Origin of the sequence: Olleya sp. HaHaR_3_96 (genome assembly GCF_019278545.1) — a bacterium.
In the GTDB taxonomy this organism is placed as follows: Bacteria; Bacteroidota; Bacteroidia; order Flavobacteriales; family Flavobacteriaceae; genus Olleya.
The window spans coordinates 4,002,503-4,025,864 of sequence record NZ_CP058987.1 but is presented as its reverse complement, the minus strand read 5'-3'; the positions used below and the strand labels follow the sequence as shown (position 1 = coordinate 4,025,864).

19 protein-coding genes are annotated in these 23,362 nt (G+C 32.7%); 7 read left to right on the top strand and 12 right to left on the bottom strand.

Translation table 11 applies throughout. From position 1 onward, the window contains the following. The first annotated feature begins 88 nt into the window (after positions 1–88). Entirely contained in the window at positions 89–2,128 is a 2,040-nt protein-coding gene (locus tag H0I26_RS17790; RefSeq protein ID WP_218700237.1) for a dipeptidyl peptidase 3, read from the top strand. Between the two features lie 90 nt (positions 2,129–2,218). Here H0I26_RS17790 and H0I26_RS17785 read toward each other — a convergent pair whose 3' ends face one another. Next, positions 2,219–3,541 carry a DUF5723 family protein gene (locus H0I26_RS17785; RefSeq protein WP_218700236.1) on the bottom strand — a complete coding sequence of 441 codons (1,323 nt, stop codon included), beginning with the start codon at positions 3,539–3,541 and terminating at the stop codon, positions 2,219–2,221. Positions 3,542–3,600: 59 nt separating this feature from the next. Continuing rightward, positions 3,601–3,786 (bottom strand): hypothetical protein, encoded by a 186-nt coding sequence (locus tag H0I26_RS17780; RefSeq protein ID WP_101019990.1) that lies wholly within the window; start codon positions 3,784–3,786, stop codon positions 3,601–3,603. 64 nt (positions 3,787–3,850) lie between these two features. Between H0I26_RS17780 and H0I26_RS17775 the strand changes: the two genes are divergently transcribed. After that, positions 3,851–4,237, top strand: a complete 387-nt coding sequence (locus tag H0I26_RS17775; RefSeq protein ID WP_101019988.1) for a nucleoside triphosphate pyrophosphohydrolase family protein — start codon at positions 3,851–3,853, stop codon at positions 4,235–4,237. 83 nt (positions 4,238–4,320) lie between these two features. On the opposite strand, the gene H0I26_RS17770 is transcribed toward H0I26_RS17775, so the two are convergent. Then, complete coding sequence (locus H0I26_RS17770) at positions 4,321–5,388, bottom strand: branched-chain amino acid aminotransferase (protein ID WP_101019987.1); 1,068 nt, start codon at positions 5,386–5,388, stop codon at positions 4,321–4,323. A 107-nt stretch (positions 5,389–5,495) separates the two neighbouring features. Here H0I26_RS17770 and H0I26_RS17765 point away from each other — a divergent pair, with 107 nt between their 5' ends. From H0I26_RS17765 to H0I26_RS17755, 3 genes are all read left to right on the top strand, one after another. Continuing rightward, a complete protein-coding gene (locus tag H0I26_RS17765) occupies positions 5,496–6,014 on the top strand; it encodes a DUF4920 domain-containing protein (RefSeq protein ID WP_101019984.1) in 519 nt (172 codons plus the stop codon). Next, positions 6,014–6,700: a tRNA (5-methylaminomethyl-2-thiouridine)(34)-methyltransferase MnmD gene (gene mnmD / locus H0I26_RS17760; RefSeq protein ID WP_218700235.1), complete on the top strand. Its 687-nt coding sequence runs from the start codon at positions 6,014–6,016 to the stop codon at positions 6,698–6,700. Before H0I26_RS17765 ends, mnmD begins: the two co-directional genes overlap by 1 nt. Positions 6,701–6,852: 152 nt before the next feature. After that, the gene (locus H0I26_RS17755) at positions 6,853–7,755 is read left to right on the top strand and encodes a TIGR01777 family oxidoreductase (protein ID WP_218700234.1); all 903 of its coding nucleotides are present in this window, start codon (positions 6,853–6,855) and stop codon (positions 7,753–7,755) included. 70 nt (positions 7,756–7,825) lie between these two features. Here the strand turns inward: H0I26_RS17755 and H0I26_RS17750 are convergent, their stop codons facing one another. The 6 genes from H0I26_RS17750 to H0I26_RS17725 all read right to left on the bottom strand — a co-directional run bounded on the left by H0I26_RS17750 (position 7,826) and on the right by H0I26_RS17725 (position 15,125). Beyond that, the gene (locus H0I26_RS17750; RefSeq protein ID WP_218700233.1) at positions 7,826–9,964 is read right to left on the bottom strand and encodes a T9SS type A sorting domain-containing protein; all 2,139 of its coding nucleotides are present in this window, start codon (positions 9,962–9,964) and stop codon (positions 7,826–7,828) included. Between the two features lie 221 nt (positions 9,965–10,185). Beyond that, entirely contained in the window at positions 10,186–10,932 is a 747-nt protein-coding gene (locus H0I26_RS17745) for a YoaK family protein (protein ID WP_101019977.1), read from the bottom strand. A gap of 63 nt (positions 10,933–10,995) precedes the next feature. After that, positions 10,996–11,802, bottom strand: a complete 807-nt coding sequence (locus H0I26_RS17740; protein ID WP_218700232.1) for an alpha/beta hydrolase — start codon at positions 11,800–11,802, stop codon at positions 10,996–10,998. A 127-nt stretch (positions 11,803–11,929) separates the two neighbouring features. Next, a complete protein-coding gene (gene corA / locus H0I26_RS17735; protein WP_218700231.1) occupies positions 11,930–12,994 on the bottom strand; it encodes a magnesium/cobalt transporter CorA in 1,065 nt (354 codons plus the stop codon). Between the two features lie 95 nt (positions 12,995–13,089). Beyond that, on the bottom strand, positions 13,090–14,322 hold the full coding sequence (locus H0I26_RS17730; RefSeq protein ID WP_218700230.1) for a M48 family metallopeptidase: 1,233 nt from the start codon (positions 14,320–14,322) through the stop codon (positions 13,090–13,092). 5 nt (positions 14,323–14,327) lie between these two features. Then, positions 14,328–15,125, bottom strand: coding sequence for a TrmH family RNA methyltransferase (locus tag H0I26_RS17725; RefSeq protein ID WP_218700229.1), 798 nt, complete (start codon positions 15,123–15,125; stop codon positions 14,328–14,330). A gap of 240 nt (positions 15,126–15,365) precedes the next feature. On the opposite strand from H0I26_RS17725, the gene H0I26_RS17720 reads away from it, so the two are divergent. Both H0I26_RS17720 and H0I26_RS17715 read left to right on the top strand, forming a co-directional pair. After that, positions 15,366–16,184, top strand: a complete 819-nt coding sequence (locus tag H0I26_RS17720) for a DUF6503 family protein (protein ID WP_218700228.1) — start codon at positions 15,366–15,368, stop codon at positions 16,182–16,184. 113 nt (positions 16,185–16,297) lie between these two features. Next, positions 16,298–17,101 (top strand): DUF6503 family protein, encoded by an 804-nt coding sequence (locus H0I26_RS17715; RefSeq protein ID WP_218700227.1) that lies wholly within the window; start codon positions 16,298–16,300, stop codon positions 17,099–17,101. 581 nt (positions 17,102–17,682) lie between these two features. On the opposite strand, the gene H0I26_RS17710 is transcribed toward H0I26_RS17715, so the two are convergent. The 3 genes from H0I26_RS17710 to H0I26_RS17700 form a co-directional block, all read right to left on the bottom strand. Continuing rightward, positions 17,683–18,978, bottom strand: a complete 1,296-nt coding sequence (locus tag H0I26_RS17710; RefSeq protein ID WP_218700226.1) for an amidohydrolase family protein — start codon at positions 18,976–18,978, stop codon at positions 17,683–17,685. Positions 18,979–19,053: 75 nt separating this feature from the next. Next, complete coding sequence (locus H0I26_RS17705) at positions 19,054–22,038, bottom strand: amidohydrolase family protein (protein WP_218700225.1); 2,985 nt, start codon at positions 22,036–22,038, stop codon at positions 19,054–19,056. Positions 22,039–22,122: 84 nt separating this feature from the next. Next, positions 22,123–23,190, bottom strand: coding sequence for a DUF3810 domain-containing protein (locus H0I26_RS17700; protein ID WP_218700224.1), 1,068 nt, complete (start codon positions 23,188–23,190; stop codon positions 22,123–22,125). Positions 23,191–23,362: the final 172 nt, after the last annotated feature.

The window sequence follows — 23,362 nt, the reverse complement described above, 5'->3', positions numbered from 1 at the left end:
GAAAATTAAAAGTTAGTTATTTCAAAGATAATCAATTTTGAATTTGTTAAATTCTTATCTTTAAAGACTTTTAAAAAACTATTTAATTATGAAATTAAAATCAATATTAGGTGCTGCATTTGTTGCAACACTATTAGTGTCTTGTGGTAATGATAAGGCCGAAAAACCTAAAACCGAAGAGTCTCCAAAAGTAGAAGCTGCTTTTGACTTTAATGTGGAGCAATTTGCTGACATTAAGATACTACGTTACCAAATTCCAGGATGGGAAAACCTAACGTTAAAAGAACAAAAATTAGTCTATTATTTAACACAAGCAGGATTGTCAGGTCGCGATATTATGTGGGACCAGAATTATAGACACAATTTAAAAATTAGAAAAGCTTTAGAAAATGTTTATACTAATTATAAAGGCGATAAAAAGTCTGATAACTGGGCTGCTTTTGAAAGCTATGTAAAGCGTGTATGGTTTAGTAATGGAATCCACCATCATTATTCTAACGACAAGCTTAAACCTGAATTCTCTCAAGAGTATTTAAAGGAGATTATGACGGCTACCAATACAACTTTGGTTGGCGAAGCCTTTGATGTTTTATTTAACGATAAGGATAGTAAAAAAGTAAACCTATCTAAAGGTGTGGATAACGTTGGTTTGTCTGCGGTTAATTTTTATGGACCAAATGTCACTAATGCTGATGTGGAATCATTTTATAAAAAAATGAAATCTCCAAACCCAGAAAAACCACTATCATATGGTTTAAACTCTCAGTTAGTTAAAGAAGATGGCGTGTTAAAAGAGCGTGTGTATAAATCAGGTGGTTTATATGGTACTGCAATTGATGAAATTGTAAAATGGTTAGAATTAGCACAAGGTGTTGCAGAAAATGAAGCACAAGGAAATGCTTTAGGACTTTTGGTTAATTATTACAAAACTGGAGATTTACAAACATGGGACGATTATAACGTTGCTTGGACAGCAGCAACTGCTGGAAATGTAGATTATATTAATAGTTTTATCGAAGTCTATAATGACCCTTTAGGATATAGAGGATCTTATGAAACGGTTGTACAGATTAATGATTTTGATATGTCAGAAAAAATGGCTGTATTATCTGAAAATGCACAATGGTTTGAAGATAACTCACCTTTAATGGATGCGCACAAAAAGAAAAGTGTTGTAGGCGTAACTTATAAAGTAGTAAATGTTGCTGGAGAAGCAGGTGATGCATCACCTAGTACGCCAATTGGTGTAAACTTACCAAATGCAAACTGGATTCGTGCAGCTGTTGGAAGTAAATCAGTGTCTTTAGGAAACATTATTCATGCGTATAATAACGCAGGAAGTACAGGTCGCTTAAAAGAGTTTGTAAATGATGATGAAGAATATGTATTAGAAGAAAAATACGGACAAATAGCTGATAAATTACATACAGCGTTACACGAAGTTATTGGTCATGCTTCAGGGCAATTAAATCCAGGAGTAGGAGAGACTAAAGAGACATTAAAAAATTACGCTTCAACTTTAGAAGAAGGTCGTGCAGATTTAGTAGGGTTATACTACTTATACAACCCAAAATTGCAAGATTTAGGATTGGTAGACGATTGGAAAAAAGTGGGTATGGCTGCTTATGATGGTTACATCCGTAATGGGTTAATGACACAATTAATTAGATTAAATCTAGGTGATGATGTGGAAGAAGCGCATATGCGTAACAGACAATGGGTGAGTGCTTGGGTCTTTGAAAAAGGTAAAACGGACAAGGTTATAGAAAAAATCACTCGTGATGGAAAAACATATTTTAACATCAACGACTACGAAAAACTACACGGACTTTTCGGACAATTATTAAAAGAAACACAACGTATTAAGTCTGAAGGCGATTATAAAGCTGTAGAAGATTTAGTGGAAGGTTATGGTGTAAAAGTAGATAAAGATATTCATAACGAAGTTTTAGAACGTAATAAGCAATTTACATCTCCAGCGTATAGCGGTTTTGTAAATCCTGTATTAGTTCCAGAAACTAATGCGGCTGGAGAGATTACTGCAATTAAAGTAACACAACCAGAAAGTTTTGAAGGACAAATGTTGGACTATAGTAAAAACCATAGTTTTTTACCAGAAGTAAACTAATTTAAGTTTGTAGTTAAAATAAACGAAGTGTAAAACTAAAAAAGCCTTAATCTAAATTTAGATTAAGGCTTTTTTTTATGATATCAATTTTTAGTTTTTACTTTGATAAATTGGAATTTTTAAACCAAGATACAAATCAGCCGTTTTAGATTCTTTAGATATCATGTTTGATAGTATAGATCCGGAACCTAAAGTTAAAGGGCCTAATCTAAAACCTGCTCCCCAAGCAAAATCTTGATATTGTCTAAAACTAACAGGAGAATAAAAACTAAACCATTTGGTTTCTATTCGTGGTGCTATAGTTACCGCATTATTTATTTTGTTAGTGTATTCAGTGTTGTTTTGAACTAGAGAAAAGGCTCCTAATAGACTTAAATATATTGATTTGTCTATATGGTAATCTGCAGAAAAACGTAAGGCTGTAGGTAAATTTACTTTTTGTTTACTTGTTGTTTCCACAGAAGTGTAATTGTTATCTAAAAATTCTTCAGCGTCATCATATCCAACGGTGCTTGCTGTTTGATTATTTAAGTCAAAACTATATTGCGTAACATTATCATAAGTAATGGATCCAATATCAGTAATTGATAGTCCAACTTTTAAAAGATATTTATTAAGGCCCTTATTATCCGTGCCATTATCTCTTCTCCATTCATAAGTTACTCCAATATCAGCACCAAATCCTGTGTGTAGATCATTAAAGTCGAAATCATCATCATCATTAATACCAATTGTACTTCCATAATTAATACTACCATTTGTGGAAATGGTTTGGGCAGATGCATTATAGCTACCAGAAAACCCTGGACTATTAAAATAGTTAACGCCAGCACCTTGTAATAATTTAAGAGTAATACCTCCTTTTAAAAAGTGGTCAGTGTCATCATATAAAACACGACCATATGCAAAACCAATCTCAGCCCAAGCATGAGTATTGGTAATTAAATCGCTGGAATCAAAGCTGAAATCTGACGCCTCATCAAATTCTTCATTTAAGGTTTCGTATAACCCTCCATTAATATTATTTACATTAGCAAAAGCACGGACTCTAGTGATAATACCAACACTATTTTTTTCGTCGATGTTAAACATAAAAGACGGTCCGACAAACTCAGCATTTGAGAAAAAATTATTCTTATCAGAAGGAAAAAGGTTCGTACTATCATCAATGTCTAGATCCTCATCAAAAATATTACTAAAGTCAAGACCATAATAGTCACTACCAACAAAAACGCTTCCCGACATTATATTAATATCTGTTTTAAATCTAGAATCAACAATATTTGAAGGGTTGTCTATTACACCGTGTATACCAGAATAATTATCTGCAGCATATCCAACATAGCTTTGTGAGAAAGAAAAAGAAGACAATAAAAATGCTACAATGGTAGCAGTAGGTTTTACAATTTTCATACTTAAATAGGTTTGGTTTAAGCACAAATAAAAGCATTTTATTTTAATAGGATTCGTTATTATTTAAAAATAACTTTAATCGCTACAATCATTCCTATAAAACCAAGAAAAGCTAAAAGAACCCAAAGCACACCTTTAAAATGGACTTTATGTAAGTTTAAATCCTTTCTGTACATTCTAATGAGTACAAAAATAAAAGCAATAGCGAATAAAACTCCAAAAACCATTTGTCCTTTACTAAACATAATTTATTTTTAAGCAAAATTACTAAAACTGAAGACTAACATCAAGGAATAAAACAACAATTACATGCAAGATAAAATTGAAGCAGTAAAAGCTTTTCATACAGCTTTTAAAATAGGACATAAAGAGGCACCAAAGGCAGATTTGGGTGACGCAAAAAACAAATTACGTTTCGAGTTAATGCGAGAAGAAAATGCCGAATATTTGGAGGCTGCACAAAATAATGACTTAGTGGAGGTTGCAGACGCTTTAGGAGATATGCTTTATATTTTATGTGGTACAATTATCGAACATGGTATGCAGTATAAAATTGAAGAAGTCTTTGCCGAAATACAACGTAGTAACATGAGTAAATTAGGAGAAGATGGTGAACCAATTTATCGTGAAGACGGAAAAGTATTAAAAGGCCCTAATTACTTTAAACCAAATATTAAAGGGATATTAGATAAATAGTCTAGTGATATATAAGTACAAAAAAAGCAACCATTAGGTTGCTTTTTTTGTACTCTAAAATTAGACAAAACGATACACTTGAATTACAGTTTTACGCGCCATCCAAAAGGATCTTCTACTTTATTAGTTTGTATGTCTACAATACGATTTTTTAATTGTGATGCAAAAGCGTTTTCTTGCTCAGGAATTTCAAAATCTTCATCTCTAAATCCAAAACCGGAAATTGGCGAAATTACGGCAGCAGTACCAGCGCCAAACATTTCTTTTAAACTTCCATTTTTAGAAGCTTCCACCAATTCGCTAACTTTTACTTTTCTTACTTCAGTTTTTAAACCTTCGGCTTCTGCGAGTTGTAAAATACTTTTTCTGGTGATACCATCTAAAATTCGATCGCTAGTAGGCGAAGTTAATAAGGTGTCATTGATACGTATAAAAACGTTCATTGCTCCAGCTTCTTCTATAAATTCGTGAGTCGTATCATCCGTCCAAATGACTTGTTGATACCCTTTTGCTTTCGCTAACTGAGTTGGATAAAATTGCCCAGCATAGTTTCCTCCGGCTTTTGCAAAACCAACACCACCATTAGCACTTCGTGAATATTTTTCTTCAATTAATACATTTACTTTTCCAGAAAAATAAGCTCCAGAAGGGGCAGTACAAATTATAAATTTATATTCATCTGCAGGTGACGCATGAAACCCATTACCTGATGCAAAAATAAAAGGTCTAATATATAATGAACTTCCTTCAGCTGTAGGAATCCAATCTTTTTCTACTTCTAAAAGTGCTTTTAAACCTTCATAAAAATAATCTTCTGGTAACTCAGGAATTGATAAACGTTTTGCGGATAGATTCAAACGTTTTACATTTTCAAGTGGTCTAAACATAAAGACTTCTCCGTCTGTATCCTTGTAAGCTTTCATACCCTCAAAAATAGATTGTCCATAATGAAAAATCTTAGCAGATGGGTCTAAAGTTATAGGACTGTAAGGAATGATTTCTGGAATTTGCCATTTACCATCTTTATAGTCACACGTCAACATATGATCAGAAAACACCTGTCCGAAAGCTAAATTGTTAAAATCAATAGAACTTATTTTAGACGTTTCAGTTCTTGTAATTTTTATATCGTTTTTGGTTAAAGTTGCCATATATTGTGGTTAAAATTTAGATACAAAAATACAGAATAATATATTAGGAAGTATACTATTGCGCTTAAAATACTATCTTTGAATCACAAAATTTAATAGAACACAAGATGAAAAATTATTTAATCTTATTTGCATTATTGTTGACAATAGTGGGATGTAAAAATGACGTTAAAAAAGACGAAGCGGTTAAAGCAGCGGAAGAAAGAGCAAAAGCGATTAGTTATAAACCTTTTGGAAAAGAGATTATAGCTAACGATGCTATGGCTTCTAAATCGATGATTGCTAAATATAGAACTTTAAAATCAGGAGATAGTATACCTGCAAAAGTAACTTTAAAAGTAAAAGAAGTGTGTCAAGCTAAAGGTTGTTGGATGACGGCAGATTTAGGAGATGGTAATGAAGTTATGGTCAAATTTAAAGATTATGGTTTTTTTATGCCTAAAGATATTGCGGGTGAGTTAGTGATTGTAAATGGTATGGCTTATGTTAAAGAAGTACCGGTAGAGGAGCAACGTCACTATGCAGAAGATAAAGGCGCGTCTAAAGAAGAGATAGAAGCTATTACAGAACCAAAACGTACGTATTCTTTTGAAGCAGATGGTGTGTTATTAGTAGATATAAAATAGTGGAACCACAAATTGAATTAACAAAAGACGGATCTTCTACCTTATTGCATCCTAAGTATAATGCTTTATACCATTCTACTTACGGCGCAATAGAAGAGTCTAATTTTGTCTACATAAATGCAGGATTGTTTTCTGTTTTGTCTTCGGAAACGGAACAAGATGTAGAACAATCCTGTTCTATTTTAGAAGTTGGTTTTGGCTCAGGTCTTAATGCTTTTAATACGTTTTTAAAAACAGAAGCATTGCCTGTTAATATAAATTATGTTGGTATTGAAACCTTTCCAGTGGGACTCGATATTGTAGAAAAACTAAATTATCCTGAATTGTTTTCGAAAACGGATAAGCAGTCCGTTTTTAAAACCATGCACGAGGTGTCTTGGGAGACAAAACATCACCTTTCAAGTCAGTTTACTTTCGAGAAACGCAATCATGATATTTTTAATCTAAAAATAAGCAATCAATTTGATGTCATTTATTACGACGCTTTTGGTCCGGGGGCTCAGCCAGAATTATGGACAGCGCCTATTTTTGAAATCATGTTTGAAGCGCTTAAAAAAAATGGTGTATTAATTACTTATTGTGCTCAAGGCGCAGCAAGACGCGCTATGATAAGTGTCGGTTTTAAGGTCGAAAGACTGCCAGGGCCACCAAATAAGCGTCATATTTTAAGAGCAATAAAGGTTTAGCTGGCTAGCCGTTTCTTAACTAAGATTTAATATTTAGGTATAACATTATCGCTTTTTTAATCAATGACTTGAAATTCTTTTTATTTAGTGTTAAACCTTACTTAAACAGGGTATTAGTCGCTATCTAAAATTGTATTTTTAAATAAAAAACAATGCGCATATTAATTACAGGAGCAACAGGATTAATTGGATCTGAAATTGTTAAGCAATGTCACGAAAATAATATTGCTGTTAATTATTTAACCACTAGTCAATCGAAAGTATCTAATTCCGAAAACTATAAAGGGTTTTATTGGAATCCATCAAATAACCAAATCGATAAAGACTGTTTAGATGAGGTGGATGCCATTATTCATTTAGTAGGAGCAAGTATTTCTAAACGTTGGACAGAAGCGTATAAAAAGACGATTTTGTTAAGTCGTATCAAAACGTCTCAATTACTATTTGACACGCTTAAAAACACTCCTAATCAAGTTAAGCAGATCGTTTCTGCTAGTGCAATAGGTGTTTACCCTAATTCCTTAACTAATTATTATACAGAAGACACAACGGAGGTGAGTTCCTCTTTTTTAGGGCAAGTCGTAGAACAGTGGGAGCAAGCGGTAGATGCTTTTTCTACTTTAAACATAATGGTTTCTAAAATAAGAATTGGTTTAGTCTTATCCTCAAAAGGAGGTGCCTTACCAGAAATGGCCAAACCAATTAAATTTGGTATGGGGGCGGCATTTGGTTCTGGAAAGCAATGGCAATCTTGGATACATGTTACTGATTTGGCTAATTTGTTTTTACATGTTTTAACTAATCGATTAGAAGGTGTTTATAATGGTGTAGCTCCAAATCCAGAAACCAATAGCTACTTAACTAAGGCGATAGCAAAGCAATTAAAGCGTCCATTACTTTTACCTAATATTCCTGAATTTGTAATGAATTTAATTTTAGGAGAAATGCATATTCTATTGTTTGAAAGTCAAAGGGTCAGTTCCCAAAAAACAGAAGATTCCGGATTTAATTTTAGTCATTATAATTTACATAGTGCTTTGCAAGCCGAGTATTAATATTATGTTGCTGATTTAGTGTGAATAAAAAATGACATGGATTCTTGTAAAAGACAAGTAAGCTTGAGCTTTATTTTTTAATCAAAGTTTTTGTGCTTACTCCATTTTCCGTATTAAATTTAATAAAATAAACGCCTGTAATCAGCTGGGATACATCTAAATTTATTGTGTTATTCAAATTTGAAACACTTTTAATTAATTGACCTGTGACATTAAAAATTGAAATGTCCTTTACATTGGACATGTTTTCTAATACTAATATATCAATGACAGGATTAGGATACATGTAAATATCAGAATTCGAAAAAGTACTATTAGATAGCGAATTATCATTAGAGAAATCGAATTCATAAGCACCAATATCAAAATAATCACCATTAGGTTTAATGACGCCATTAGCATCATTTTTTATGTTTAATCCGTAAAGCGTTTCGTATAATTGATAAGTAGAATGTTCTATACCAGCATCTATTGCAGGTGAATTTGATTGTAATCTAAAATCAATATTTTCAGAATTTTCAAATATAGGGTAAGCTTCAATACTACCAGCTCCTTTACTTGTATTTGTCATAAATTGACTAAGTGTATATGAGTTTGATCCCCATTCTATATTAGAAACCCCGTCAGGTTGGTAAAAAATATTATTCTCAAAAACAGAATTAGACATGTGTGCTGATCCTCCAATGGACATATGATAACCATTAGGACTTATATTTGAAACAATATTATTAACTGCAAATAGTGTTGCAGTTGGATTACTAATACTAGAATTTATACCATTATCGACATTAAAAAACGTGTTATTAATCATATAAACCATTTGACTTGACCAAGATATATAACCCTTTGCAGTATTAGAATCGTTATGTATATCATGAATTAAATTCCCAATGATATAGACATCATGTACTTGATCACCACCAACCTGAATACCTGTGGAGGTACATTCAAATATCTCATTGTTTAAAATCCATACATTTTTAGGAGATAATGTTGGACCGTAATGCATGACCATTGCAGAACCATCACTACCTGAAGACCAACCGTTGTAGTCAAACATAACATTTTCGGAAACAATGACTTTATCCACTTCTTTGATATCTATAGCATTCTCTCCGCAGGTATACATTATATTTCTTCCAACATAATAATTTTTCGCTGTATAATTGGCAGCATGCCCATTTCCTACAGCATCACCTCCGGCTCTTGTTATTATGTTATCAATAATCCATATTCTGTTCGAATTACCATTAATACCTATTCCCATACTATCGGCTTCAGAAAAAATTCCATCGGCAGGATCAAAAGCATTAGAGTTGTTATAGTTGCAGTAAAACACAATGTCTTCAGACGATTCACCGTCTTCCCAAGAAAGTGCAGATAATGCTTTTGTATTACAGTTTCTAACAGCTACGTGATGTGCCTGTTTAGTATTATAAGAACGAACAGTTAGACTCATTTCAAATTCTAAATTTTCCATAATAACATATTCGCTATTCATGTAAAAAGAACTGTTACCAGAAAAAGTGACACGTTGATCAGCTGATGCTCCACGGATAAATATTGGTCTCTCCACGGTACCTGTTAGTGCAAGTACTGTATAACCTCTCGGATATGATACACCATGATATTCTATGACAGAACCTGGAGGTATATTACTAGCGCTTGGTAATGATGTTCTTGGAACAGCTAAAGACCCATAATTGTTATTAGAGTTAGTTGCATTTGGATCTGTATTATCTATATAGTGGGTATAATAGCCTCCTTCAGTATTTTGATTATAGGTCAGTTCTGGATTGCGATTAGCGACAACATCATACATACGATAATTTTCAAAAACCCCAAATTCCGGAACCGGTATTCCTGTAGCAGGTTCCCATACTTCGTAAACAGCGGTAACTGTTTTATTGCCTGTCATAGTGATATCCGAAATAAGTCTGTTTCCAGTAATATCACCAGTCCAGTGCGAAAATTTGTAACCAACAGCAGGACGGGTAATAAGTCTAATTGTAGTGTTTTCTTCAAATGTTTCTTGATCTATTATTTCATCTTCAAGTAGTTTTAAAACAGAGCCATTAGTTACATTAATGGTAAGTGTGTATTCTGTAGGTAGATTTTCTGAAAATAGAGAATTACAGTTTTTATTGGTCTTTGCAAATGTGTTTAAGGTGAAAAGAAACACAAAAATAAGGGAGATTACTTTTTTCATTAGGTTAAAATGCGTTTTTGGTTATATTTTATGCTGTGGTTATTACATAAGTATTGCTCTTTTTTAGTACTTTTTGTTTTATTATGAAACAATGAAAGTCTAAAATAATAGTGGTTACAGAACGCTAAAGTATGGATTAAAAATCATTCGGTATTGGTAATAGTGTTTTTTTACCACTTATACTATTGTAGGTTTTAGAACCAAGTTGATTTTTAGATTTCTTATCGGCTAATTGTTTTTCTTTGATTATATTTTCTACGCGCCATTATTAGTCTATACCTAACATCATCATAAACGATGCTTATTAATAAAATAAAGGCTCCTACAATTAAAGTGTTCAATTTAAAATTTAGTCTTGAATATAAAAAACCAGCCATTAATCCTCCTGCAAAAAAGAATAAAATGATATAAATTCTAAGTTTGATATTTGCTTTTAGTTTTTCTTTTTGTTTCTCTGATTTAGGGAATAGTATTAAAGATAAGTCAATGCCTAAGTCGGTAAAAAGACCAGTAAGGTGTGTTGTTCTCACGACTGCATTTGATATTTTGGTTACAAAAGAGTTTTGAAGTCCCATTGCAAAAAGGAGTAAGCAAATAATTAAATTAGGGTGTTTAATGACTATAAAATCACTTAAAAGACCAACAGTGATTAAGATCAGACATTCTATTATTGTTGGTACAACGAAGACATTTAGTTTTTTATTTTTTCTATATTTTTCAATTAGGAAACTGGATACAAAAGAACCAAACAGAAACGAAAAGATATAAAGGAAAAAAATAGTGCCTTTCCAAAAATCTAAGTTAGCGACGTCATTAATAAATAATGCAAAATGTCCCGTAACATTAGTGGTCAATTGCTTGAAAGCTAAAAATCCGGAAACATTTACAATACCGGCAACAAAAGATAAAATCGTAGCAATTCGCAGATTATGTTTTAAAGTTCTGCTTTTGCCCTGATGTCTAAACATGATTTTTATTTTAATTATTCAACTTCAGTTAAAGTACAGATTGTCATACGTTTTTAGTTTTACTTAATTCATTATCCATTTGAATGCTTTTTCTTTTGTTGCTCTAAAAATAGTATTATGTGCTTCGTTAGGTTCGTCGGAATATTCCCAAGCCAAATACTGATGTGCATTAGATTTTAATACTTCAGCAAGTTTATTTGTAGCTGTTGAGATATCTACAGCATTAGAACCGGCAAACCAGAACTTAATATCCTTGTCTGATACTGGTTGTAAATATGATGTTGCGTTTTTTACTAAATACATATCATTCCACCATAATGAAGGATCCATTGCAATATAAAAATCAAATGCATTAGGCTCTAATAATAATGTTTCCACAACAAAAAGACCAGCTAGAGACTCACCCACAATTCCTTTTTTAGGAGTTGTACGATAGCGTTTGTTTATTTCTGAAAATAATTCTTTAGTTATAAATGCCCTAAAGTTTTTAGCACCATCGGTTAGTGGACAATAGTCTTCATCTGCTTTAATTTTAGAAAAACCAGACAAATCTTTTCTTCGGTCTGTGTTTTCTATACCTACTAGGATAATGGGAGGGATGCTTTTAGAGTCTATTAGTTTTGAAAGCGTATTCGCGATATGCGGAAAATCTTCTTTAATTCCACCGTCCGGCATATACAGTACAGGATAAGTGCTATTATCCTTATTATATCCTTTTGGAGTCCAAACATTAATAACTCTAGTCTCATTAACCTCTTTTGATACTATTGTAAAGTTATCGTGTTTTGGTACAGGATCTAAATTTGCGGGTTGCTCTTTACATCCAAAAAACAGTGCACACAGGATTAAAATAAGACATATATTTTTCATGATAGTAATTTTATACAAGTTAAAATAAAATTTTGTAAAGCATATTTATAGTCGTAATTTTTATATTCAATTTAATTATTATCAAGAAAGAATTAGTTAATAAATACCAAAGGTTTTAGCAATGCTATTAAAACCATTTTTTCTTTTTAAAAAATAATAACATACCTACTGCAACAATTATCATTATGATCCACATTATAAAATAACTGTACTTATAGGTTAGTTCTGGAACATATTCGAAGTTAGTACCATAGATACCAGCAATAAAAGTTAAGGGTATGAATATTACAGAAAAGACAGTTAAAAATTTCATTATATCATTAAGCTTACTGCTAATGGTTGTATGATAAATGTTTAACTGATCTGATAAGATTTCACGATAATCGTCAGAAGCATCATTGGCTTGACTGATATTATCTTCAAGCTCTTTAAAATGAACATAAGTACTTTCTGTTATAAAATCAGAGTCGGTTTTTGCTAATGAAAAAATCATTTCTTTAGCCGGTTTTATACATTTTCGTAAAAAGTTTAACTCACGCTTATAATTATTAATTTCGGTAATAATATTTTGCTTTGGATTAAGGAGTAGGTTTTCTTCTAAGGTTTCTATTTTTTCTCCTAAAACGCTAATAACATATAAATAATTATCGACGACGATGTCTAATAAAGCAAAGGTTAGATAATCCGTACCTCCATTTCTGATTCTCTTTTTTTGTTTTCTGATACGTTCTCTAACAGGTTCAAAAACATCTCCTTTTTGTTCTTGAAATGAAATTAATACCGTTTTTGTTAATATTAAACTTAGATTTTCCACAAGTGTTTTTCCTGTAGCTTCATCAAGTCTAAGCATTTTAATTGTTATTAATGTACAGTTGTCGTACTCGATCACTCTTGGACGTGCATCCGTATTTAGGACTTCTGCTACAACTAAAGTGTCAAGGTTAAAGGCTGTATTTATTTCCTGCATGATTACAGTATTATGAAGCCCATCAACGTTTATCCAGGTAACGGTGTCTTTGTATTGAAAGGCACTAATTTCTTTAACTGTTTTGACATCATTTTCTGTTAGATTTTCAGAATCAAAATCTATAATTCTTAAATAGACTTGGTCTCCTTTTTGTTGTCCTCTAAAAATTAACTCGTCAGGAGATAACCCAATATATTTTTTATTCTTTTTTGTAGCTCTTGTCATTTTTTTAGGGTGAAACTCTTATGCGTCTTTACTTATGGCGTTGTTTTCTAATAAAGTAATATAAAAATAGTCATTACATTATCACTCAAACAGATTTATGCTTTCAGGTTTTTAATACGTTCTAATAAAGTAGGATGTGAATAATGCATAAATACATAAGCGGGATGCGGTGTTAAATTGCTTAAACTATTTTTAGATAATTTTTTAAGCGATGTAATCAAAGGTTCTGCTTTATATGTTTTTTTTGCATAATCATCTGCCTGGTATTCAAATTTACGCGAAAACCAATGCATTAATAGACCTGTTACTTCTGATAAAGGCGAATATAAAATTCCGAAAGCAATTAATCCAATATGAAAACTGGGCGTTGACACACCCAATGCATCACTTAATAAAGGATTTCCTATTAATAATGATAGAATAAATAAGGTTAACCCTGTTAGTAAAATAGATGTTATTAAATTAAAAACAATATGCTTCTTTTTGTAATGACCAACCTCGTGCGCTAATACGGCAACAATTTCGTCTTCATCTAAGTCTTTTATTAAGGTGTCGTAAAGTGTGACCCGTTTTTCGCTCCCAAAGCCAGAAAAATAAGCATTAGCTTTTGTGCTTCGTTTAGAGCCATCAATAACAAAAATTTTCTCTAAATTGAAACCTACAGTTTTAGCATATTCAGAGATAGCGATGCGTAAAGTGCCGTCTTCTAATGGACTTTGTTTGTTAAAAATAGGGACAATGATTCTAGAATAAAATAAGTTTGCAATTACTGTAAATAACGTCACTAATAACCAAGCATATAACCAGAATTGTGATCCTGTAGTTTGATAAAACCAAGTTAATGCCGCAAGAATGGCGCCTCCGACAATAATGGTCATAAACCAACCTTTTATCTTATCTAAAATAAAGGTTTGTTTAGATGTTTTATTAAAGCCAAATTGTTCCTCGATAACAAAGGTTTTATAATATGAAAATGGCGTGGTTAAAATATCACTGCCTAACATTATTATACCAAAGAAAATTAGCGTGACCACAATATAATTATCTGTTAACTGTCTCGCGATTTGATCGATATATGCAAAACCATCTAAAAAGAAAAAAGCTAAAGTTAATACTAAAGAAAAACTGGAAGTTAATAGCCCAAATTTATAGTTTTTAGCTTTATAACGTTGCGATTTACTGTATTCTTTGTCATCATATACATCTTGTAAATCTGATGGTAATTGATCATTATAATGTTTTGCATTAAGCGCATCTAAAATAGTATCCATTATAAAACTGATAATTATAATGGCTATAATGATGTAAAAAAGAGTATTAGCAGTCATAGGTTTTATTTAAAATCACGTTGACGTTTAGCTTCAAAAATTAAAATCCCAGCAGCAACAGAGACATTCATAGAATCTATAGCGCCTTGCATGGGTATTTTTATATTCTGTTTAGAGGCTTCTCGCCAAGCAGTGCTTAGTCCGTCAGCTTCTGTGCCAACAACAATAGCAGAAGCTTGTGTGTAATCTTGTTTATGGTAATCGACAGCATCTTGTAAAATAGCGCTGTAAATAGCAACGTTGTTTTTATTTAAAAAAGTAATAATAGCATCTGTCGTCCCTGTTGCAATTTGATTAGTAAATACACAGCCAACACTAGAACGTACAATGTTAGGATTATATAGATCTGTTTTAGGATTGGCAATAATTACGACATCTACATTGGCAGCATCAGCAGTACGCAAAATAGCACCGATGTTTCCTGGCTTTTCTGGTGCTTCTGCAATTAATATTAGCGGTTTTTTATTGGTGAAACTAATGTTTTCTAAATGGTGTGGTTTGCTTTTAACAATAGCTATAATCCCTTCAGTAGTGGCGCGATAAGCAATTTTCTGATACACCTCTTTTGAAACTTCAATACAGTCTATTGCTTCTGGGAACGTATTTAACTTGCTAACATCATAAATGTCAGGGAAATAAAAAATGGTTTCAATAATGTACTGACCAGTTAGAGCTAATTGTATTTCGCGTTCGCCTTCAATAATAAAAGTTCCTGTTTTTTTTCGTTCACGCGATTTCTCTTTTAATAAAACGATATGTTTAATTAATTGATTTTGAGTACTGCTAATCTGTTTATTTGCCATTTATATCTTGTAATGAAGATTGCAAATTTAAGGTAAATCTCGCAGTATACATAGTTATAGGAGTTTGTCCTTTAAAAGATTGGGTTTAAAAGATGAAAATTCAATAATTTAAATGCTAAAAAATAATTAATACTATAAAAATGGGTGGCTATTTTTTAATATAAGTTTCGTAACTTTTTTGTGTAAGTAATTATAATTACTTTCGACTTAGTATAGAATACTAAAAACCAAATTTTTAAAATGAAGCATTTATTTTACACATTATCCCTAGCCTTAATTTTGTTTTCTTGTAAGACTGAAACAAAACCAGAAGTTAAAACTGAAGCTAAAGTTGAAGCCGATACTACTAAAAAGATGGTAGCGGTAAAAACAAAAATGTACCCAGAAAAATTAACTAAAGTATTTGATGCACATGGAGGTGTAGCCCTTTGGAAATCTATGAAGTCTTTAGAGTTTACTCAAGATAAGCCTGATGGAAAAGAAGTTACAATTACAGATTTAAATAACAGAAAAGCATTGCTTAAATCTGAAAATTATGCAATCGGATTTGATGGACAGAAACCTTGGTTTTTAAATAAAACAGGGAAAGAGTTTAAAGGTTATGATCCTAAATTTGGATATAACTTAATGTTCTACTTTTATACTATGCCTTTTATTTTGTCTGACGACGGAATTAAATTCTCTGATGCAGAGTCGCTTACTTTTGAAGGGGGCACTTACCCAGGAATTAAAATATCTTATGATAATGGAGTAGGAGCAACACCTGAAGATATTTATATTTTATATTATAACCCTGAAACTTTTAAAATGGAATGGTTAGGGTATACAGTAAATTTTGTACCAGGAATTGATACTAAAGAATTACATTTTAGACGTTACAGTGATTGGCAAGAGGTTAATGGATTGATCTTACCTAAAACCATTACAGGTTATGGATTTAAAGATGATAAACCAACAACACCTAAAGCGCCAAATACGTTTACAGATGTAAAAATCACAAAAACGGCACCTGAGGCTGCACAATTTGTTAAGCCAGAAAAAGCAACATTTGTAGAGTAGATTATACACTCTTATAATATATCAAAAGCTTCAGTTAATTACTGGAGCTTTTTTTGTAAGTAAAGCTAATTACTTTCGACATAAGTTAGAATTCTAAAAAAAAACAATTTTAAATGAAACACTTATTTTACACTTTATGTATTGGTTTACTTTTTATTTCATGTAAAAATGAAACTAAAACAATGACAGAAAAAGCTTCAGAGCTACCTAAAGCAACGCCTGTAGTTGCTAAGTCAAATTATCCTGAAAATATTTCAAAAGTATTTGAAGCACATGGAGGTATTGATAATTGGAACCAGATGCAATCTGTTTCATTTACAATGAATAAGCCAAACGGTAAAGAGGTAACTGCTGTAAATTTAAAATCTAGACAGTCTTTAATTACAATGCCAGATCACGTTTTAGGATATGATGGTAAGACCGTTTGGTTAGATAATAAAAGTGATGAGGTTTATAAAGGTAACCCAAAGTTTTACTATAATTTAATGTTCTATTTTCATACAATGCCATTTGTATTGGCTGATAGCGGAATTAATTATGAAGTTGCAAAACCTTTAAGTTTTGAAGGTGTTGATTATCCTGGAATTAAAATTAGTTATGATAATGGTGTAGGAGAGTCATCTGATGATGAGTATGTGTTGTATTATAACCCAACAACATTTAAAATGGAATGGTTAGCATATACTGTTACTTTTAATAGTAAAGCTAAAAGCGAAAAATGGTCGTTTATTAAATATAGTAATTGGCATACAGTTGAAGGTATTGTATTACCTGAGACTTTAACATGGTATATTGTTGAAGATAATTTACCAGTTAAAAAACGTAACGATTTACAGTTTACTGATGTTACTTTGTCTAAGCAAGCATTAGGTGCTAATACATTTGCAAAGCCAGAAGCTGCAACTGTAGTGGAGTAATTATTAGTTATAAATTTAATAAGAAAGCGACCCATCGGGTCGCTTTCTTTGTTTAAGGTTATTTTGTTGATTTAATTGTCACACTGAGCGGAGTCGAAGTGCTCATTTAGTGTTGAATTACGTTAATGTTTTATGTTTACAAGGTCTTCGACTGCGCTCAGCCTGACATTAGTGATAGTATGATAATTAGTAGTATTGTTGTCACACTGAGCGGAGCCGAAGTGCTTATATAGTATTAAGTTTTATGTTTACAAGGTCTTCGACTGTGCTCAGCCTGACATTGGTATTAAAATGATGATTAGTACTATTGCTGTCACACTGAGCGCAGTCGAAGTGCTTATATAGTATTAAGTTTTATGTTTACAAGGTCTTCGACTGCGCTCAGCCTGACATTGGTGCTAAAATGATAATTAGTAGTCTTGCTGTCACACTGAGCGCAGTCGAAGTGCTTATATAGTATTAAGTTTTTTTTGTTTTACAAGGTCTTCGACTGCGCTCAGCCTGACATTGGTACTAAAATGATAATTAGTAGTATTGCTGTCACACTTAGCGCAGTCGAAGTGTCTTAATAGTTTTTAAATTTATTTGTTCTTATACTTCTCAGAATAACGCTTGTATAATTCTGTTTGGTGCGTTTCTAAACTAATAGTACGACCTTGGATAAAAGCTTGGTCCAATTTGTTTGTTCTCATGTCTAAAGCATCGCCTTGGCTAATAAAAAGGGTAGCGTCTTTACCAACTTCTAAAGAGCCTACGATGTCATCTACACCCAATATTTTAGCAGTGTTTAATGTTATTAAGCTTAGTGCTTGTGCTTTTGTTAATCCATGTGCTACGGTTGTCCCAGCTAAAAATGGTAAGTTTCTAGTGTTCATACGTTCCATGTCTCCAGCATTTTCCAAACCAACTAAAATATCTGAATTTACTAATTGCGTTGCTAATTTGTATGGCAAGTCATAATCATGATCATCTCCTTTTGGTCTAGAATGTGTACGTTGCAATAATACAGGGACGTTGTTTTGCTTTAATAGGTCGGCAACATTATTAGCTTCATAACCACCAACAATAACAAGGTGTTTTATGTTTTCTGCTTTAGCAAAATTGATTGCATCTGTAATTCCTTTTTCATAATCTACATGTACAAAAAGTCTTTTACTACCATCCATTAAACCGTTTAGCGCTTCAAAAGGTAAGTCTTTTGGTGTTGTTTTATTAGCGTTATAGGCTTTGCTTTGTGCAAAGTAACTAGATAGTTCTTCAATCTCTTTAGCGTAGTTTTTGTTTTCTTTTAAAACATTTGGTTCTCCTAACCACCAACGTCCTCTAGAGTAGTTGCTTGGCCAGTTTAAGTGAATCGCATCATCAGCCTTAATCGCTGCATCTTCCCAGTTCCAAGCATCTAATTGTACAACACTTGATGTACCAGAAATACGTCCACCACGAGGTGTGATTTGCGCCATTAAAACACCATTAGGTCTCATAGATTCTACTACTTTAGATTCTGTATTATAAGCAATAAGACTACGGATGTGCGGATTCATAGCGCCAACTTCGTCTTCGTCATCACTAGCACGTACAGCATCAACTTCAACTAAACCTAAAGTCGCATTTGGTGCAATAAAGCCAGGATACACGTGTTTACCTTTGGCATCAATAACAGTTCCTTGTCTTGCAATTTTTGTGTTAGCACTACCAACAAAGGTTAGTTTACCATTTTCAAACATTATTAAAGCGTTTTCAATAACATCACCATTTCCTAAATGTGCAGTGGCACCTTCAATAGTAATGGCTTGGGCTTGTTTATCTCCAGGCGTTTGTTGTGCAAAACTAATTGCCGAAACACATAATGTCAGGATTAATATTTTGAGTGTTCTCATGATTTATTATCGTTTTATTTCCGCTTAAGCGAAACATTTATGAGTGTATATTTTACGTTTTACTTTAGGTATTGACTACTGTTGGTGGTCAATAGAATCACAATGCAATAGCTCTTTTTCTTTTTTCTCAATAGGTTTTGTTTTTAACCCTTTGTTTTTAGCCTGTAGCATTAGCATGGTTAATTCGTTTTTTTCCTTTTTAATAGTCTCTCTTAGTTTAGCATCACGCTCTAAGTCAAAATAAACTTTTCCTTCTATGATCGTTTTTTCAGCTTTAGCGTAAATAGATAATGGATTATCACTCCATAACACAACATCTGCATCTTTACCAACTTTAATACTACCCACGCGATCATCGATATGTAATAATTTAGCAGGATTTAAGGTTACAAATTTCCAAGCATCCTCTTCACTAATATCTCCATATTTTACAGATTTAGCAGCTTCTTGATTTAAACGTCTAGACATCTCTGCATCATCACTATTAATAGCCACTAAAACACCAGCATTGTGCATGATTGGTGCGTTAAAAGGGATGGCATCGTTAACCTCGTACTTATAAGCCCACCAGTCAGAGAATGTAGAGCCTCCAACACCGTGTTCTACCATTTTGTCAGCTAATTTATAACCTTCTAAAATGTGTGTGAATGTGTTGATTCTAAAATTAAATTTTTCTGCAACCTTCATTAGCATATTAATCTCACTTTGCACGTAAGAGTGACAAGAGACAAAACGTTCTTTATTTAAAATTTCGGCAATAGTTTCTAACTCTAAATCTTTACGGTAAGGTTTTCCACTTTTCTTTAAAGCATCATACTCTTGGGCACGTTGGAAGTAATCTGTAAACACTTGCTCAACACCCATTCTGGTTTGCGGAAAACGTGTTTTAGCATTGTCTCCCCAATTGGCTTGTTTTACATTTTCTCCTAAAGCAAATTTGATGAATTTAGGACTGTTTTGGTACACTAGATTATCGGCTTTTTCGCCCCATTTTAATTTAATAATAGCCGATCGTCCTCCAATTGGATTAGCAGATCCATGTAATATTTGGATACTAGTAACACCACCAGCAAGATTACGGTAAATGTCTACATCTTCTGCATCTAAAACATCTTCAATAGTTACTTCGGCAGTACTGTTGTGTCCTGCTTCGTTAACACTTTCTGTTGCAATGTGCGAGTGCTCGTCAATAATTCCTGACGTTAAATGTTTGTTTGTTCCATCAATAACAGTTGCATTACCAGCACTTAAATTGATTCCGATTTTTGCAATCTTTCCGTTTTTAATTAAAACGTCTGTATTTTTAATAATACCATCTTTCTCGTTAGTCCAAACCGTTACGTTTTTAAACAATAACGTTTCTTGCTGTGGTAGGCTTTCCATACCATACGCCATATTTGGATATGTTACAGGATATATAGTTGGTGTTTTATCGTCTTTGTCCTGGTTGTCTTTTTTGTCTTCCTTTTTAGCGTCTTTTGCCTGTTTAGTTGCAAAAAATGTTCCTTCGTTACCATTAGGATAGAACAATTTACCGCTTAATGTTTTTGGGTTGGTAACGTTAGTGACTACTCTTATAAAGTCCTTTTTAGTACTATCTGCAGCAGCAAACGTTAATTGCATCCAATTATCACTAAAGCTTATTTTAGAACCATATTCTTTAGTACTTGTTTTAACCTTAGATTTTAGTTTTTCAATCTCACCAGAAATTTCTAACTCATACGCCGTATTGTCAAAATTAAAAGTATAGTTACCACGTAAATCTTGGTTATTCATTGCTGTTAATTCGTCTTTGATACCAGTCACCCAGTTTTCGTAAATGGTTGTTTCTTTATCAAAAACATCTCCAGAAGTAATTAAAAAGTTAGCATAAGCACCAGATTTAAGATGACCAAGTTCTGATGATTTTCCAATAATTCCGGCAGGAATAGTCGTTAATGCTTCTAAAGCTTTAGTTTTATCTAAACCATATGCGATAGCTTTTAAAAGATTCGGCATTAACGCTTTAGCATCTTTTAATTTGTGAGTCGTTAACGCAAACTGAATATTGTTTTCGGCTAAAATTTTAGGATTAGCAGGACTTTGGTTCCAAGCTTTTAAATCTTCAAGACTAACAGACTGTGCTAAAAGCGGGTCTTCCATATCATACGCATCCGGAAAGTCTAATGGTAAGATAAATTTGGCGTTGGTATTTTTAATATCGCTGATCAACTCATACTCATCACCACCACCAACAAATACATATTGGATACCAAATTGATCTCCTAATTTGTCAAAACGTAACGCGTTTATCTTTTTGCCAGCATCAAAAAACTGAACCAGATTTTTGTTAGCTATATAGGCTTCTAAAGCGCGGTCTTTTTCTTTAATATTACCTTTAGCATACCAATCTGCATCATGGTTTACTTGGCGCAATAAAGCCATAGTCCCCATTAAAGATGTTGGATAAGCCTGTCTAGAGGTTTTACTTTTAGACGTTCCAGAATACTGACCAACCCTGTCGTCCAATAATCTAGTAGCATCACTACCAGAAGCTGCTAATGTTACTAAAACACCAGTCCCTTGGATAATACCATCATCAATATGCGAGTTTACAACACCAAAACCAGCTTTACGTAATTCTTGAGCTTTCTTACTATCAAACTCAAATAAGTCTATTGCATTTTGGTCAGGTCTAATATGGTCATTCCAGTAAAAACCTTCGCGACTAGCATCATATTGTGGGTTTCTTCTATTACCAGATGCGCTACTCGGTTTTTTAATACCAAAATCTGAATAAATATCAATAAAAGAAGGGTAAATAGATTTACCAGTCACATCAATAACAACAGCGTTTTTCGGGATAGTAACAGACGCTCCAGAAGAGACTACTTTACCATCCTTAATAAGCAAGGTTCCTTTTTCAATAATTTGATTAGGAGTGACATAAATTTTAGCGTTTGTTAAAGCTGTGTAATTAGACGTGTTGGTTTTTACGCCATCGTTTTTTGGAACGTACTCTTGTGCAAAAGAAAAATAACCGCACAACAGCAGGCTTAATGCTGCCCATTTTTTAATCATTGGTTGATAGTTTAAGGTTGTTTAAAAACTAAATATAAGCATAAGCCAATATGCCAAACAAACCTCAAATAAGTTTTAACGTTTTTATAAGGTTTTATTTTCCAAATAATTAACCAATAAAGCCACCACGTAACTGTAGCTATCCATACCCTTAGCTTGGTTGTTAGCTTTTAGATACGTTGTGTATGTGGATCTAAAAATAGGCTCTAACGGGTTTTGGTAGTCATTCCAAAAATCTCTGACCTCTTGATAATTTTTTAAAATCCCTTTGTTAATAGTTGGTAATAATTGGTAGTAGAGATCAGGGTCACGCCTAAAAACTTCGCCTAGACAATGCCTTAAACCAAAGGTGTAACCAGAATATTTAAAGTAGATATTAGTATTGCTAATGGTTGCTAAAAAGCCAATAAAATTAGCCTCGTTTTCTTTAGCGTAACCCAATTGGTGTGCCACTTCATGCGCAGCAGTGGTCGGAAATTTATACACCGGAATCATATAATCCACCTGTGCTTCGCTAGTTAATGGATTAAGATAACCGCTAAAACCCATGTACGTTAATGGGACACTAAATAACGATTTTTTTAAACTTTTAGGGTGGTATTCCAAATGCGGAAAATCAGTTTTTAAAGCCTCATAACTTTTAGGCGTTAAAGCTAGGATTTCGGATTTAGTAAACGGTAATTCGACCTTTAAACTATCATTTTTAGTAATTTCTAGTTGTATGGTATTCGATTTTTTAATCAAGCTTTTAGTCACTGTAACTAATTGCTCAGTGGTGTAATCGTCCTCTAAATTTAAATTTTTATGCAAAGGATTTCGGTAATAATTAAAACCCCAAAATAAATGAAACGCCATAAAAATAACACTCGCAGTAGCAAACACATCAATCAGCCAGCCTATTGTATCTTTCCAGATGCGTTTTACGTTTAAAATTAACCAGCGAATGATAAAAATGATCCCAAAAGCATATAATAAATCGCCAAAACTAAAAGGCAACCAACCCAAAGTATATCTAAATAATTTAGAAATAACAGGATACAAACCATTACTATACACAACCTCCACAGTGTCTGGGAATTTAGCCGAAACTTTAACCAATATATACATTGGTATAATCAGTAGGGCAATCCACAGTTTTTTATTTTTTAGCATGATTCAAAAATAATTAAAAATTAGGACCAATCACTTAGGTTTATTTAAAAGGTTTCTACCTGCTGTCCGTTATATCTTTTTTTGCAAAAAAGGATGCCTCTACCATCAGGAGTATGGACTGAGGTTGTTTTTTGTTTATAAGGGAATAAGAAATGTTTTAAAAAACTGAAAA

Coding starts and splice junctions, on each gene's coding strand:
- H0I26_RS17790 (WP_218700237.1), top strand. CDS start 89: ATGAAATTAAAATCAATATTAGGTGCTGCATTTGTTGCAACACTATTA.
- H0I26_RS17785 (WP_218700236.1), bottom strand. CDS start 3,541: ATGAAAATTGTAAAACCTACTGCTACCATTGTAGCATTTTTATTGTCT.
- H0I26_RS17780 (WP_101019990.1), bottom strand. CDS start 3,786: ATGTTTAGTAAAGGACAAATGGTTTTTGGAGTTTTATTCGCTATTGCT.
- H0I26_RS17775 (WP_101019988.1), top strand. CDS start 3,851: ATGCAAGATAAAATTGAAGCAGTAAAAGCTTTTCATACAGCTTTTAAA.
- H0I26_RS17770 (WP_101019987.1), bottom strand. CDS start 5,388: ATGGCAACTTTAACCAAAAACGATATAAAAATTACAAGAACTGAAACG.
- H0I26_RS17765 (WP_101019984.1), top strand. CDS start 5,496: ATGAAAAATTATTTAATCTTATTTGCATTATTGTTGACAATAGTGGGA.
- H0I26_RS17755 (WP_218700234.1), top strand. CDS start 6,853: ATGCGCATATTAATTACAGGAGCAACAGGATTAATTGGATCTGAAATT.
- H0I26_RS17750 (WP_218700233.1), bottom strand. CDS start 9,964: ATGAAAAAAGTAATCTCCCTTATTTTTGTGTTTCTTTTCACCTTAAAC.
- H0I26_RS17745 (WP_101019977.1), bottom strand. CDS start 10,932: ATGTTTAGACATCAGGGCAAAAGCAGAACTTTAAAACATAATCTGCGA.
- H0I26_RS17740 (WP_218700232.1), bottom strand. CDS start 11,802: ATGAAAAATATATGTCTTATTTTAATCCTGTGTGCACTGTTTTTTGGA.
- corA (WP_218700231.1), bottom strand. CDS start 12,994: ATGACAAGAGCTACAAAAAAGAATAAAAAATATATTGGGTTATCTCCT.
- H0I26_RS17730 (WP_218700230.1), bottom strand. CDS start 14,322: ATGACTGCTAATACTCTTTTTTACATCATTATAGCCATTATAATTATC.
- H0I26_RS17725 (WP_218700229.1), bottom strand. CDS start 15,125: ATGGCAAATAAACAGATTAGCAGTACTCAAAATCAATTAATTAAACAT.
- H0I26_RS17720 (WP_218700228.1), top strand. CDS start 15,366: ATGAAGCATTTATTTTACACATTATCCCTAGCCTTAATTTTGTTTTCT.
- H0I26_RS17715 (WP_218700227.1), top strand. CDS start 16,298: ATGAAACACTTATTTTACACTTTATGTATTGGTTTACTTTTTATTTCA.
- H0I26_RS17710 (WP_218700226.1), bottom strand. CDS start 18,978: ATGAGAACACTCAAAATATTAATCCTGACATTATGTGTTTCGGCAATT.
- H0I26_RS17705 (WP_218700225.1), bottom strand. CDS start 22,038: ATGATTAAAAAATGGGCAGCATTAAGCCTGCTGTTGTGCGGTTATTTT.
- H0I26_RS17700 (WP_218700224.1), bottom strand. CDS start 23,190: ATGCTAAAAAATAAAAAACTGTGGATTGCCCTACTGATTATACCAATG.